A 15225-nucleotide genomic window follows, 5' to 3' on the forward strand; every position below is an offset into this window, starting at 1 on the left:
ATTATGTTCTCAAACGGTACTCTCCATTTATTCTAATATATTCGTGTCCCAAATCGCAGCCCCAAGCAATTGCCTCTTCTACACCATCATACAAAGTAATGTGTATAATAATATCTCTTTCCGCAAGTATTTCAAGTGCTTTTGCTTCATCAAATGAAATAGGTTTTCCTTGCTCCATGAGTGCCAAATATCCCTTTTCATTTTGAAATGCAATATCTACTCTCTCTGGATTGAAAAATCCTCCAGAACCACCCATTGCTGCCAATACACGACCCCAATTCGCATCTTCTCCATACATAGCTGTTTTAACTAAATTATCATTAATAATTGCTTTGGCTAATTTTCGAGCATCTTGTTTTGTTTTAGCTCCTGTTACTACTGCTGCAATGAGTTTACTTGCTCCTTCTCCATCATGTATTACTTGTATTGCTAATTTTTGATTAATATACAATATCGCATCTTTAAATTTTTTATAATCTTCACTATCTTCTGTAAAAGGCTCATTTTCAGCCATACCATTTGCCAAAAGCAATGCCATATCATTCGTACTTACTGCACCATCTACAGAAATCATATTATAAGTAATCTCTACAGCATCTGAAAGTGCTTTTTGAAGCAACTTCTGAGAAATTACAGCATCTGTTGCTATAAATGCCAACACAGTAGCCATATTAGGGTGTATCATACCGCTACCCTTTGCCATAGCACCTATTGTTACTGTTTTTCCTCCTAGTTCTAACTCTACAGCGACTTCTTTTAAAAAAGTATCTGTTGTAATAATACCTGATGCTGCTTCTTTAGCACTTTGTCTGTCTTTTTTTAGTTGAGGTGTTATTTTTTGAATACCCTGTTCAATTATATTAATAGGCATTTGTTTTCCTATAATGCCTGTTGCTGCAGTCAATACTTCCTCTGAGCTAATTTGAAGCACTTTGGCATAAACATCAGCCATTTTTTGGTTGTCTAATATTCCCTGTTCTCCTGTACAAGCATTAGCATTGCCACTAATTGTAACAAGACCTTTTATTTTTTTGTTGCTTTTTATCATTTGTTCATTTCTTATTACAGGAGCTGCTCTGACAACATTTTGAGTAAACATACCAGCAGCAACGGCTGGCTTTTCACTATATAAAAGAGATAAATCTTTTTTAATTTTCTTAATGCCTATATGTGCTCCTGCCGCTAAAAATCCTTTTGCTGCTGTAATGCCTCCATCAATAATTCTCATAATTGCTCCTCCCTTTTATTTATGCTGGAAAAATAGGTGCTTGACAAAGTCCAGTATCTTCTTTTAATCCAAATACAATATTCATATTTTGTATTGCTTGTCCTGCTGCTCCTTTTACCAAATTATCAATCGCACCTATTACTATAATTCTTTTTGTTCTCTCATCTACTGTAAAACCAATGTCTACAAAATTAGAACCTTTTACCCATCTTGTTTCTGGAAAAACACCTTGTTTTGTTATTCTAACAAAATGTTCTTTTGCATACCACTTTTCATATGCCTTTCTGACATCTTGTTCTGTTACATATTGTTTTAATGTTGCATAGCAAGTTGCTAATATTCCTCTATTCATAGGAGTTAAATGTGGTGTAAATGAAAGTGTTATTTTTTCTTTCGCAATATAAGAAAGTTGTTCTTCAATTTCTGGTGTATGTCTATGAGAAGCTATTTTATATGCTTTCATATTTTCATTTGCTTCACAATATAAACTGCCTGTGACAAGCCCTCTACCTGCTCCACTAACACCAGATTTTGCATCTATAATAATGCTTTTATTGTCTATCAATTTCTCTGCCAAAAGCGGTATCAATGACAATATACTACAAGTAGTATAACAGCCTGGATTTGCAATCAATTTTGCCCCTTTAATTTTTTCTCTGTTTATTTCACAAAGTCCATATACTGCTTGTTTTAAAAGCTGTTTTCCCTCATGAGGCAAATCATACCATTTTTCATAATCATTTACATCTTGCAATCTAAAATCAGCACCAAAATCAATAATAACTGTTTTTTGTAATATTTGCTCTGTTACTTTTTTTGCAGCTACACCATGAGGCAATGCTAAAAATACCACATCACACTCCTCTGCCATTTTTTCAATATCTTCTTCTTCACAAACCAATGTATTAATTTCTCTGTAATTTTCATACACTTCATTAAATTCTTTTCCAATATATCTTTGAGAAGTAAGTGTTTTTAATTCCACATTAGGGTGTTGCATTAACAATCTTACTAATTCATTTCCCGCATATCCTGTTGCACCAATTACGCCTGCTTTTATCATAAATCATTCCTCCGTTCTATAATGTTTAATTATACATAAGTTGTTATAATTATGCAAGTAAAAACATTTAAAAATCATAATTTTATATTTTATACTATTATAAGTTATATTGTATTTATACATATCATATGAATAAATATAATATCAGTAAATATCACTATTTATTTTACTACATTTTATTGTTGTAATATTTGCCAAAGTATTTATTTTGTTATACAAAATTTTAGCAATATCTATAAAAAACCCCCTGTATTTTTTACAGAGGGTTTTCATTATATTATTTAGTTTGATACTCTAATATCTTTTGTACATACCATTCTTTCACCAGAAGAAGTATATACAATTGCTCTAACTGTTACTGTACCTGTATTTGTTGCTCTTAAACGATTGTTATTTACAATTTTTGCATCTGTACCACCATCATATGCAATCTCCCAATCTACATCAGTATATTGTTGTCTTGTAGATTTTGAAACTGCCCTCAAAGGAAGACTAATTCCTTTTTTACATTCTCCAGAAAATTCTATACTTACATCTGCATTAGATATTGTACTATCTAATTTTCTTTCATTTTCTGTATATGTCGTTGTTTTTGATGATGTGCCACCACCCGCTGAATTTGTTGATGAAGTACCTACTTCTGTTGTACCTACAGACACTACCTGTCTTGTTGATGACTGTATTGTATTAGCAGGCATTTGTTGTGTTGGTGTAGTTGTACTTGTATTAGGTGTTGTAGTATTTGGCACATTTGTAGTTGTACTTTGTGGAGAAACCTGTATTGTAACTTGTTTTACAAAATCAACGCCTTCTCCACTACCATCTTTTACAACTGCTGATACTGTAAATGTACCAGAAACATTTGTTCCTAATGTCAATTTATTTGTTGTGTTATTCAATACACCAATCTTTCCAGATGGTATCATATTAACGCCTCCTGCTGCAGCAGTTGCAATAGGAGAACCTTTTTCTACACTCCATTTTACCGTTTTATTTGTAGCATTCTCTGGGAATACTTTTACTCCTGTATGCACTGAAACACCATTTACAGATGTAATACTATCTGCCAAATCCAATATAGTCTGTCTACTCTTGTCGCTTGTAACGGCATAGCCTCCTGCGATAGGCTGCAATCCTGCTATATCATCAAAACTAATGTCTGTTACTGCAACAAAACCATTTTCATCTGGAACACCTGTTGTTATTTGGTTGTTTGTATTGCTTCCAGTGCTTGGTAATTTGTTTGTATTGTTTGTTGCTTGATTTGTGTTATTTTCAGTGCTTGGTAATTGGTTTGTGTTGTTTTCATTGTTCACTGTTTCGTTTTTGTTTGTTTGTTCTGTATTGCTTTCCTCTGGAGTTGTTGTAGCATTAGAAGCTGGTGGTTTTTGTTGTGTACTTTGTTCTGTTGATGGTGTTGTCGTTCCAGTTCCTGGTGACTTTACTGGATCTGTTTTTTCTATTGTAATTGTTAAATGTGCAATAAAAGCTTGATTTTCTGCAGTACCACCTTCTATTGTTGCTGTTAACACAACATCTCCACCTGGATTACCAGTTGTAGGATCATTTTTCAATATTTCTAAATTATGTTGATTATTAAAATTAACATAATTACGCAATTCATCAGGGACTGCTACAGACCACTGTATACTTGCATTTGTACTAGCATCTGCAGGTAATTTTTTTGCTTTAGATAAAGCAATTTGCACTCTATCGTTTGCATAGTCATTTTTGCTTATTGTATACTTATATTCTGTAGAACCAGCAGGGTCAGGTTGTAAATCTCCCATTACTGTTTCCGAAAAATCTATACCTGTTACTGGTATTACAGGTTGTTTAATTTCTATACCAACTGTATTACTATTAGTAGCTGCAACATTGCCACTCGAAGTTAATTCACCATTTTTCCAAGAAGCAATAAAATAGATTTTTCCATTAGTATCTGTTGATAAATCATCTGGTATTGTATACGAGTAGCGACCATCATCTTCTTTTGTAGCATTAATAGAAGCTGCACCAGTTCCATTTGCATTTGCTCCCATTAACCACAATATTTTATCATCTCCTGTATAAGCATGATAAGTTGCATTTACAGGATCTACTTTACCAGGAACTAAATAAACAGTATCTCCTGGTTTTGCATTATCAATAACTGTACCGCCTTCGTTCATTATATCAAAACCAGATTTAGCCTTCTGAATTGGAACAAATGTATTAGTAATATCAAATGTCGTTTCTCCTCTGCTTGTTGTTGCAGTTACAGTAAATTTTTTATCTGGGTTTCCTTTTGTTACTAATACCTGACCATCTGTTTTATCTATTTCTGCAATAGTTTTATCTGATGTACTAATACTCCAGTCAATATTTGTACCATTATCCAATTTAGATGGTAATGTTACTTTATCCGCTCCTTTAATAGTATATACACCATTAGTAAGTGAAATCGTTTGTTCATTATCTGTTGTTCTTGGGAAGTCAACTGCTTGTGCTTTACACTCCACGCTAATTGTATTAGAAATACTTTTATTATCTGTAGGAGTATTATCCACATTTTTGTCATATGTTGCAATTGCTCTAAAATAAACTGCTTTTCCCTTATAGTTGTCACTAGTATTTAAGTCTTCTTGTTGTACTTTATATCCTACACGATAAGTACCTTCATCATCTGGAGACTCTATATCGTCCCCATTTCCATCTACATCTGTCAAAAAGCCACTAATATCTTCCCAATCAGTTTCTTTTGGTTTTTCTTTATATGTTTTTTGCCAGCCTGTTATTGCTGTATATGGTGTTTTATCAGCATTTGTTACCTGTGCAGAAAGTATAATAATATCATCTTTATCTGTTCCATTATCTACATTTGCCTTATTCATAGTAACTGTAGGTGCTACTACTCTAACTGTTACTGTGATTTGTTCATCTGTTTCTGCATTAAACAAATCAAAATCTTCATCTTTTCCCATACCATTTTTAATATATGGCCTTAATACAATTTGTCCGGGATAACCCGTTGTAACAATTTTAGTATTTGCACCATTTTTGCCTGCTTGTATTGTTGCAGTTTTTATATCTTCATTAGCACGTGTATCACTCTTAATTTTCCATTCTATTTGCTGATACGTTGCATTTTCAGGTAAAATTTCTATATTTTTTGTAATTGCTTCTGTATCTAAATCTACCTCTTGTATACCAGTTATTTCTACTCCATTTGTTTTTAGGTCATTAGAAATCATAATTTGTTTAACTGGTATTATTTGAGTACCTATAAATTGGATAGTAAATACCTTTTTATAATCTCTCATTTTTCCATATCCATTTGGTATGGTTGCCTCAATTTTTACCTCTCCTGTAGGTGTTGCCATCGTTTTCTCAGTAATACTGTCGCCTTCCTTATATACTTGCTTTACAACTAATGTAGGTACTGTTCCGCCATTTCCTGTTTTTGTATCATCAATTCCTACATAAAGGCTTTGTTGACCGTCTACTTTATCAATTTTTTCACTACCTGGTACTACTTTCCACTGAATATTTTGTCTGTCATTTGCTGCTGTTGCTTGTGATGGCACATAAGTAAAGTTTTGTGGTGACAATATATACTGATTACTTTGACAATACAGTTGATCAGAGTTAGAAAGCATCAATCCTGGATTTTCTGACAAAGGTACATCAACATGTAACTCTATGACATCTGACTGATAAACTGGTGCACTAACATTTGATTCCTTACTTGTATCATATACCTGCACTCTCAACATTACCGCATGACCATCATTTTCTGTTGTTTTTAATATGCCTAATGTACTATTTTCTCCCTGTGTCAAAGTAATGTTCATATCTGTGGTAGTATTTACAATAGCCCATTTTGTTTTTAAAAATTCCTCATTAGGGTCATCTGTTTTCAATTCTGACATAATTAATTGTATTGTTTCTCCTGCAATACAATAATACCTTCCAGTAGTATCATTATGTGTTAATTGGTTTCCATCTAAATCTGTGAGCAATGTAGTTACTTCATATTTATAACCACTTGGTTTTATAGCTGGTGTATCATCATCACCTGAACTAATACTAGTTTCATTTTTACCTGCTCCTGCTTTAAATGTCGCTGTAATGGTATGATTTTTTATCACATTTTTAAATGTATATTTTACTTTGTTATAAATTCCTTCACTTTCGCTTATTTTTCTCAAGCTTTTTTCTTCTGCTGTACCTGCATCAATAGTAATGTCATCAATATGATAACCAGGATCTGCTGTAAATGTAACAGAGCCGTCTTCTCCCTCTTTTACTTTAATCACATCATTATCAACGCGTCCACCTGTACCATTTACTATTGTAGAAATGATGTACCCATCTTCAGATGGTTTATTATTATCGTCGCCGCCATTATTTGTACCATTGCTTGCACTACCAGAGCCATCTGCACCTGCTCCTTCTGCAAATGACACTATAATTTCATGATTTGCTTTGACATTATTGAATGTATAAGTAAATCCACTATAAGATTTACCACCTAAATCCAACTCTTTACCATCTACTACTATCGCTGCTACATGATATGCACTATTTGGTGTAATGCGATATTCTTTAGAAGAACCATTTGCTACAGTTTGCTCTCCCAATGGTGAAATACTACCATAACCGCTGGAATTTGCAGCTATAGAAGATTTTATAGTATAATTTGCAGCAGCACCATCATCTCCTACATCACCTGTTTCGCCTATTGTAATGCCTGAACTAATTGTATTATTTTGGTTTGTCAAAAGTTTATCTATACTACCTGTACCCTCTATTTTTACAGGAGAACGTGCTGTTAATGTGCCAAACTTTCCGCCGTCCATTGTAATACTAACATCTGTCAAACCAGAAGCGATTTCTCCATTTGTTATTGTTTTACTTCCTCTCAGCTGTATATTATTATTATAATTTACAACTAATTTTTCTGCTTCTGCTTCCATTCTAAACGCTTTTGACAATGCTTTATTTAGTGTAACAGTATTTAACTTTTTATTAGACTCAAGTATAGTATCTCCTGTTACAAATATATTTCCTTTTACAGAAGTATCTCCTCTTAATTTAATTGCTACCGCTTCGTCATATCTTCCACTTGTATTTTTTCTGGAATAAATATGTCCTTGCAATGTACAATCTTCAAATATAACAGAGCTATCTCCTCCGCCTTCTACATATACATCGCCTTTTACTGTAACATCTTCTATCCTAATAGTGCTATCTCCTGCCGCACTTGTTACAATCAAGTCATCATGTGCTGTCAAATCTGTTACTGTAACATCTTCTGCTGCAATTCTAACTCTATCATAATCTTCTCCATCGCCGTCAAAATCTTCATCATCATCGTCAATAGTCAGATTTTCATAATCGTCATCATCGTCGTCTTCATCTGTATAGCTAAAGTTTGGCTTTTTAGCACCATCTTGTTGTATTAATCTTCTAGGTTCAATCTCAGAACGAACACCAGAAACATATACTGTCATAGTATCAATTTTTCCTTTACCAGAAATACGTACTTTATCATATATCTGCATCTCTGATACTTCTGAGTCTTCTCCTAATTTAATTTTTGCTTTATCTGCATTTTTTGTTATTTCAAACAAATCTATATTTGCATTAGCATACAATTTTACATCTACATCTGCATCTAATGTCAATGTATCTACATCTGCGTCAATGATAACTTCTGATACACTATCATCATCTATTAAAACATTTTTATATCCTTTGCCATCAATACGACCTGACTGTTCAAAATATACTTCTTCTACATCAGAACTACCATTATTTTTTAGCACAGCATTGGATTTATCCATTACTACTTTTGTAATATTACAGTTTTCTAATGTAATAGTACTTCCACCTTCTACATACAATGTTCCTTTTATTCTAACATTTTTTAATGTGACATTTTGGCTTCCAACACTGCGAGGTATTAACAAATCTCCTGTTAATGTTCTGTTTTCCATTCTTGTACCTTCTAAAACAGTAGCATTTACATAATTATCATATGTACTGTTAGAACGAGAAGTAGTATTAGTATTTATATTTGAACTTGTATTAGAACCAGATATTGATGATGTATTATTATTTGTGCTTGTGTTCATATTATAATTGTTGTTAGTAATTGTACCTGTATTACCAAAACGATTAGAATTATTTGCTACTTTTTGCAATGCTGCTACTGCTTCTGCTCTTGTTAAATCTCTTTGAGGGCGGAATGTTTTATCAGGATAACCACTCATTACACCATTACGAGAAACTGCACCAATAGCACCTACTGCCCAATTTGCCATAGCCCATCTATCTGTATAACCATAAGATGCTGCCTCATCATCTTCATATCCTTTCAGTCTTGCCAACATCATCGCTGCTTCTTGTCTAGAAACAGCACTACCAGGACGAAATGTACCTGAAGCATCACCTTGCACATATCCTGCTGCTACACCTTTTTGTATTTCACTATATGCCCAATAGCCTGCTTTTACATCACTAAAAGAAATCCCTTGACTACTTGTAAAACCAAATGCTTTATTTGCTATTGTCACAAATTCAGCACGACTAATAGCATTATTTGGACGAAATGTACCATCTGGATAGCCGCTGATATAACCGCTGTTTATCCAATTATTGATACTTGCTTCTGCCCAATGTCCACTTGTATCTGTTGCAGCAGAAACTTTTTGTGGTGCACTCACAACAGAAAATGCCATAGCTGTAGACAAAAGTCCTGCTAAAAGTCTGCTTTTTGCCCTTTTCATAAACATTTCTCCTTTCCAAATTTTTACTATTTTAAACGAATGAAAGACATTGCTTCATTAGAATAATATCGGCATAAATTTTAAAAAATAAAGAGTAATATAAAAAGAACTTGAGAGGTTTTCCCCTCAAGTAACTTTTACAATATTTGCTCCAATTTTTTGTAATTTTTTCTCTATATTATAATAGCCTCTTTCAATATGATAAATGTCACTAATTTCTGTTTTACCTTCTGCAGCAAGTGCCGACAATATCAGACCTGCTCCACCTCTTAAATCCATTGCTTTTACCTGTGTACCTGTAAGTTTATCTACACCTTCTATCACAGCTGTTCTGCTGTCAATACTAATTTTAGCTCCCATTCTTTGCAATTCCGAAGCATGCAAAAAACGATTTTCAAAAACGGTTTCTGTAATCATACTAGTACCTTTTATTACTGATAATAAACTCATAAAAGGGGCTTGCATATCTGTAGGAAAACCAGGAAAAGGCATTGTTTTAAGACTAACAGGCTGCAATTTCGTATTTGTATACACTCTAAAAGCATTTTCTTCAACTTTCTGTGTTTTAACATTTGTTTCAGACAATTTAGCAAGTATAGGTTTCAAATCTTTTTCTCTGACATTTTCCACAACAATATCACCTTTTGTAATAGCAGCAGCTATCATAAACGTGCCTGCTTCAATTCTATCTGGCATAACAGTATATTCTGCACCTGACAGTTTTTTCACTCCAGTAATTGTAATAGTATTTGTACCTTCTCCAGTAATATCAGCACCCATTTTTTTCAAAAACTCTGCCAAATCAATCACTTCAGGCTCAGCAGCAGCATTTACAATAGTAGTAATACCTTTGGCGAGCGTTGCAGCAATCATAATATTTTCTGTTGCTCCAACACTAGGAAAGTCCAAATAAATTTTATCCCCCTGCAATTTTTTAGCACAAATGTGTATCAAACCATGCGACTGTTCAGAATTTGCTCCTAGTGCATAAAATCCCTTCAAATGCAAATCTACAGGACGGCTTCCTATAGGGCAGCCTCCAGGCAAAGGAATAATTGCCTCTTGACATCTTGCCAGCAACGCCCCCATTATCAAAAAAGATGCTCTCATTTTCGCAGCTTTTTGATAATCGGTTTGTATACTTTCAATATTTTTTGCACAAACACTAACACATTGCTTTTTTTGGTCAATATCCAAAAAAATACCCATTTCTTTTATCATACTGCATAATGCCATCACATCAGACAACGGCGGCACAGCATTTATAACACATTTTTCTTCTGTGAGCAATGTAGCCGCCAATATAGGCAATATAGCATTTTTGCAGCCACCCACTGCAACACTTCCTTCTAATTTCCCCTTTTTTTCAATCACAAATTTCGACATGGCAATACTTTCCTTTCTGCAATCACAATTTCGCAAAAATAGTATAACCAAAATCGTTCAAAACATTTATAATACAAGCACAGCCATATGAGCAAGTGTTTTACTTTCATTTTCTTTCAAAATATTTTCTAAATATTCAAAAAACTTATCATTATGAAATGTAAATCTACCTAATTTAGAAACAATATACATAAAATCTTCTTTTGTGCTATCTTTTTCCAAATAACAAGTCAAATAAAACAAAAATATACTGTATATCATTGCCATAGCAATATAATTACTCCATATACCACCTCTTACAAAAAATGGTGCCCTCACATATAAAAATCCTTCCAGTATTACATTTTCTATCCAATGCTCTTTTCCTTTTAAAAATTCCTCAAAATCTGCTATCGCTTCGGCATATTTTTCATTATTATATTCTCTATTAATTTCTGCTATATATTTTCTTTCCTCTTGATTATATTGTTTAAAATCAGTAACTTTTTTATAATCTATTCTTTCAAATACTTTTTTATCTATTTTTTCATCACCTATTCCACCAATATAACTCAACATTTGCATTGCTCTTTTTTGTCCATTTCTATTTACTTTTTCAAACAATTTATTATATATTTCTTCATTTTTTTCATCATTAAAATCATTTATAAAATTTTCTACATATTGTGCTATATCATCTACTTGTCCATCTTTTTCCATATCAAAAATTTTTTTCATAGCAATTCCCAATACTACTATTCTTTCTCCAAAATTATACTCTCTATTTTGAAGCACACCAAATAACAACCTTTTAATATCATTATAATAGTATAATATTGGTCTTTCATCTGCTACTGCGGCTGACCAAATATCTGCTCCTTGTTTATCTGTACTAGTTAATTCTCTTTCTACATATTCTAATTTTATACCATTTTCTTCTTCTGTAAGTATTCTAACAACTTCTTCACAGCCTGGTGATAAATAATATTCATAGTCTTTCATATAATGTAATCCTTTTCTTGGAAATATTTTACATACTTGAGACATATTTTCAGGGCCTACTTCTTTATACATACTACACAAACCATTTTCATTTAAAAATTTACATCTATTATCCTCATCAAATTTTACTAAAAATTTTCCTCTTTCTTTGTCATATACAAAAGCATCATCAAATATTTCCTTAAATTCCTCTGTATGTATTCTCCTTTTTACATTTTTAAATTCCTCTTTTGTAAAATCAATATTCCATTTATAATGACAGCAGTTATTGACACATTTTCCTCCTATACATTCAAAATCTTTGTAAAAACTTGGCTGCAACACAACATTTTTCACGCTTTCCGCCCCCTTGTTATTTTAAATAGTATTGTATAGAAGTGAGAAAATACCTCACTTCCTTTTTTATGAAATAAAAAAGGCTGACAGTTTGCCAGCCCTTTTTAATTTTCGCTTTGTTTTGTTTATTAGAGAAATTTGTAATAAATACAAATTGATTGTTATTATTGTAATAACTGAAGAACGCCTTGAGGCAACTGATTTGCTTGAGCCAACATAGCTTGAGAAGACTGAACAAGAATATTGTTCTTTGTGTACTGCATCATTTCTTTTGCCATGTCTGTATCTCTGATACGGCTTTCGGACTCTGTCAAGTTTTCTGTTGTTGTTTCCAAGTTGTTGAGTGTATGGTCTAATCTGTTTTGAGTAGCACCCAATTTAGCTCTGATTTTGGAAACAGTGTCAATAGCATCTTTAATATCTTGAATACCACTTGCTGCACTCTTTTCTGTAGAAACATCAATTTTTCCTACACCCAATGCTTTAGCATGGCAGTCTTGAATACTTACTTGTATTCTATTGAAATCATCAGCAGTATCACCAATTTGAAGATTTAAGCCGTTTCCGCCTTTTGTTGTGCTGCTTGCTGGTGCTGGACGGAATATAACTGTTGTTTTAGTAGCATCTGCTTCCCATTTATTTTGAGCTGTACCTGTTGCACCTGTAGCTGCTGTATATTTACCTTGTGATGCATTGATACCAGTTTCAAAATTAATTTTTTCTACCATAGCTTTAACATCTGCTGCTGCAGGAGCACCTGCTGCTGCACATGTAACATAATGTTCAATACCTGCATCTTTCAATTTCTGCAAATTTTCTGCTGTGTCACTACCATTTGCAATAAATACAAATTTTTTACCATTTACTTCAAATGTAGCCTTTTCTAAATTTGTTCCATCATATGCAGCTAAAGTAGACATATCAACATATTGTGCTGAATTTTCTGCTTGTTTTACTTCTGTAGCATCTACTGCTAAATCTGTTGTATTAGCACCTGTTTTACCATTTGTAACAACCCTGTTAACACCTGTATATTTTAATGTATTAGCACCTGTTTCTTTAGAGTCTAATATAACATCTCCAGCAGCATTAACTGTAACTTTAAAGTTTTCACCTATTGTTTCATTTTTCTGTAATTCTGCTTTTACTGCAGTATCCCAACTTGTTTGTACTAATGTACCAGGTGCCGCTACTGTTGAAATTTCATATTCTGTACCATCAGCCGCTATCAGCTTATCTGCTTCTATATTTGCTGTACCTGATTTATAAGTAAAGCTGAGAGACTCTGTTTTAACATTGCCTTCTGCATCTGTGAACTCAAAATTGTAAGTAATTTTATCGCCACTTGCTAAAGCACCACCTGTACCACTACCACCTGTAGTAGGAGCTGGAGTAACAGCTGCTGTTTTGTACTGTCCTCTTGTAGCATCAAAATCTTCTACAGATATACTTGTATGGAATTTTGTTGTTACATCAGTAGCACCTTTTGAGCTTGTTACAGCTGTGTCAGATAAGTTACCATTTAACAAATCAATACCGTTGAAATTTGTGGAGTCTGCAATTCTATCGATTTCACTTTGAAGTTCAACGATTTCGTCTTGTAATTTTTCTCTGTTACTGTCAGAGTATGTTCCGTTTGATGCCAATGTAGAAAGTTCTACCATTCTGTTTAACATAGAGTGAACTTCTGTCAAAGCACCTTCAGCTGTTTGTACTAAAGAAATACCATCTTTAGAGTTCTGTTGGCAAGCTTCCAAACCTGTGATTTGAGCTCTCATTTTTTCAGAAATTGCCAAACCTGCTGCGTTGTCAGCTGCACTATTGATTTTGTAACCAGATGACAATTTTTTCAAGTTTTTAGCTACTGCTGCATTGTTTGCACCTAATCTGTTATAAGAATTTAAAGCTGGAATATTATGTTGAATAATCATAAATACGACCTCCTTGAATTTGACGGGGAGTATCCTTTCTCCCCCATTGTTTTTATTTTTTTATTTTCGTTTTCTATTTGATTGTGGGACACTGTCCCACGTTATATTTCAATCTCTGTAGTAAAGGGGCCCTCTCTCCTACATAGATTAAAATCACTTTTTAACGCTTGCGTTTCGCTCCTCCTAATGCCCTTGTTCTTTTAATACATTCTGGTACGTCGTGCGTCTTTTCATAATTCTCACCACGTTCAATACTCATTTCTTTTGGTGCATCTATCGCTAATCGCAAGCAGTTGTCTATAGAAACAACTTCTACAATAATGTTATCTCCTATGACAATGTACTCTCCGGGATTCCTTCCTACTGATAACATGAATAGTCCTCCTTGAATTTGAAATAATAGTGTTACTATTGTTAAAGGGTAAAAAAAATTACTTAAATTTTACTATTTTTTTCCCTCTTGCTTATTATATCGGCTCACTATTTTAAAACTTAATAGTTTTACTATTATTTTTTTTAATTGTTTTACTATATGGTGAACGACCCCTTTTTTTAATAAAATGTTCACAATGGGGGTGAATTATATTATGTCATTTTCATTCAGTCAAAAAGAAATAGGCAAAAGAATACGTGATCAAAGACTTAAAAATAAATTAACTATAGAAAAACTTTGCGAGCTTTTAGATGTTTCTCCTTCCTTTATTGGTTTGGTAGAGCGTGGTACAAGCGGCATAAGTATTGAAAAATTATATCGTCTTTCTGAAATTTTTCATGTATCTACAGATTACCTCATCAAAGGCAGTCAAGACATTAACACATCGCCCCAAAAACAAAATAATTCTGCTTTAGATGCCCTAAATGCCTATTTGTATAATTCTACGGAAGACGAAATTCTTTTTATATTGTCTTTAATTAAATTTATAAAACCTCGTGTCGAAATAAAGCAAACAGACAAAAATTGACACCAACAAGGCTTTTGCATTTATTAGCAAAAGCCTTGTTTTTTTACAGTAACACTATTTTTATCTTTCCCTATGTACATGGTAGCTATATAAAGGAGGTGAAAACTTTTTTGAATGCCGTGCTAAATATTTGTGTAGCACAAAAAAAGAAAGGAGGGCAGCATAGTTACATGACAATATTACGCAATACAAATATTAGAAGGGAATTGATATTTTGGTAGAAAGGGAATTCGAGCAAAAATTAGAAAAATTTGTAAATGAGTACATAGCAGAGAAAATACATCAAATTCGTCAACAGAATAAAGACTTAATTGCTAAAAAAGCAGCTATTGCTGAGCAGTTACAGTCTAATGAGGCATTTTTTGTTTATGAAGAACTGGAAACAGATTACATTATATTGTTAACTGTGGGTATTTATAAACAAGCTATGAGAGATTTTTATTTTTTTACAAATCACTATTTAAAATAATGTAATAAAATAAAATATATCATTTTTCTCTGCCTCTACTGGCTTTTTTTTTACCCAGTCTGGAGGCACTGAAAAAACTTCCAGACTGTGGTTCCA

9 protein-coding genes are annotated in these 15225 nt (G+C 33.1%); 2 read left to right on the plus strand and 7 right to left on the minus strand.

Features of this window, described 5'->3' with window-relative positions; genetic code table 11:
- Nucleotide 1 precedes the first annotated feature (1 nt).
- The 7 genes from argJ to C820_RS03090 all read right to left on the minus strand — a co-directional run bounded on the left by argJ (nt 2) and on the right by C820_RS03090 (nt 14071).
- A complete protein-coding gene (gene argJ / locus C820_RS03060; protein WP_004035410.1) occupies nt 2–1228 on the minus strand; it encodes a bifunctional ornithine acetyltransferase/N-acetylglutamate synthase in 1227 nt (408 codons plus the stop codon).
- A gap of 19 nt (nt 1229–1247) precedes the next feature.
- Nucleotides 1248–2291, minus strand: a complete 1044-nt coding sequence (gene argC, locus C820_RS03065) for an N-acetyl-gamma-glutamyl-phosphate reductase (protein ID WP_004035409.1) — start codon at nt 2289–2291, stop codon at nt 1248–1250.
- Nucleotides 2292–2572: 281 nt separating this feature from the next.
- Complete coding sequence (locus C820_RS03070) at nt 2573–9064, minus strand: S-layer homology domain-containing protein (protein ID WP_004035407.1); 6492 nt, start codon at nt 9062–9064, stop codon at nt 2573–2575.
- A 126-nt stretch (nt 9065–9190) separates the two neighbouring features.
- Entirely contained in the window at nt 9191–10450 is a 1260-nt protein-coding gene (gene murA, locus C820_RS03075; protein ID WP_004035405.1) for a UDP-N-acetylglucosamine 1-carboxyvinyltransferase, read from the minus strand.
- 66 nt (nt 10451–10516) lie between these two features.
- A complete protein-coding gene (gene fliB, locus C820_RS03080; RefSeq protein ID WP_004035404.1) occupies nt 10517–11767 on the minus strand; it encodes a flagellin lysine-N-methylase in 1251 nt (416 codons plus the stop codon).
- A gap of 164 nt (nt 11768–11931) precedes the next feature.
- Nucleotides 11932–13698 (minus strand): flagellin N-terminal helical domain-containing protein, encoded by a 1767-nt coding sequence (locus tag C820_RS03085; RefSeq protein WP_004035402.1) that lies wholly within the window; start codon nt 13696–13698, stop codon nt 11932–11934.
- Nucleotides 13699–13858: 160 nt separating this feature from the next.
- A complete protein-coding gene (locus C820_RS03090; protein WP_004035398.1) occupies nt 13859–14071 on the minus strand; it encodes a carbon storage regulator in 213 nt (70 codons plus the stop codon).
- Nucleotides 14072–14285: 214 nt separating this feature from the next.
- On the opposite strand from C820_RS03090, the gene C820_RS03095 reads away from it, so the two are divergent.
- Complete coding sequence (locus C820_RS03095; RefSeq protein WP_004035396.1) at nt 14286–14660, plus strand: helix-turn-helix domain-containing protein; 375 nt, start codon at nt 14286–14288, stop codon at nt 14658–14660.
- A 214-nt stretch (nt 14661–14874) separates the two neighbouring features.
- Nucleotides 14875–15129 carry a hypothetical protein gene (locus tag C820_RS03100; RefSeq protein ID WP_004035394.1) on the plus strand — a complete coding sequence of 85 codons (255 nt, stop codon included), beginning with the start codon at nt 14875–14877 and terminating at the stop codon, nt 15127–15129.
- Nucleotides 15130–15225: the final 96 nt, after the last annotated feature.

The sequence above is a fragment of the Clostridium sp. MD294 genome, assembly GCF_000364165.2.
Taxonomy (GTDB): domain Bacteria; phylum Bacillota; class Clostridia; order Lachnospirales; family Anaerotignaceae; genus Coprocola.

Coding starts and splice junctions, on each gene's coding strand:
- argJ (WP_004035410.1), bottom strand. CDS start 1,228: ATGAGAATTATTGATGGAGGCATTACAGCAGCAAAAGGATTTTTAGCG.
- argC (WP_004035409.1), bottom strand. CDS start 2,291: ATGATAAAAGCAGGCGTAATTGGTGCAACAGGATATGCGGGAAATGAA.
- C820_RS03070 (WP_004035407.1), bottom strand. CDS start 9,064: ATGAAAAGGGCAAAAAGCAGACTTTTAGCAGGACTTTTGTCTACAGCT.
- murA (WP_004035405.1), bottom strand. CDS start 10,450: ATGTCGAAATTTGTGATTGAAAAAAAGGGGAAATTAGAAGGAAGTGTT.
- C820_RS03085 (WP_004035402.1), bottom strand. CDS start 13,698: ATGATTATTCAACATAATATTCCAGCTTTAAATTCTTATAACAGATTA.
- C820_RS03090 (WP_004035398.1), bottom strand. CDS start 14,071: ATGTTATCAGTAGGAAGGAATCCCGGAGAGTACATTGTCATAGGAGAT.
- C820_RS03095 (WP_004035396.1), top strand. CDS start 14,286: ATGTCATTTTCATTCAGTCAAAAAGAAATAGGCAAAAGAATACGTGAT.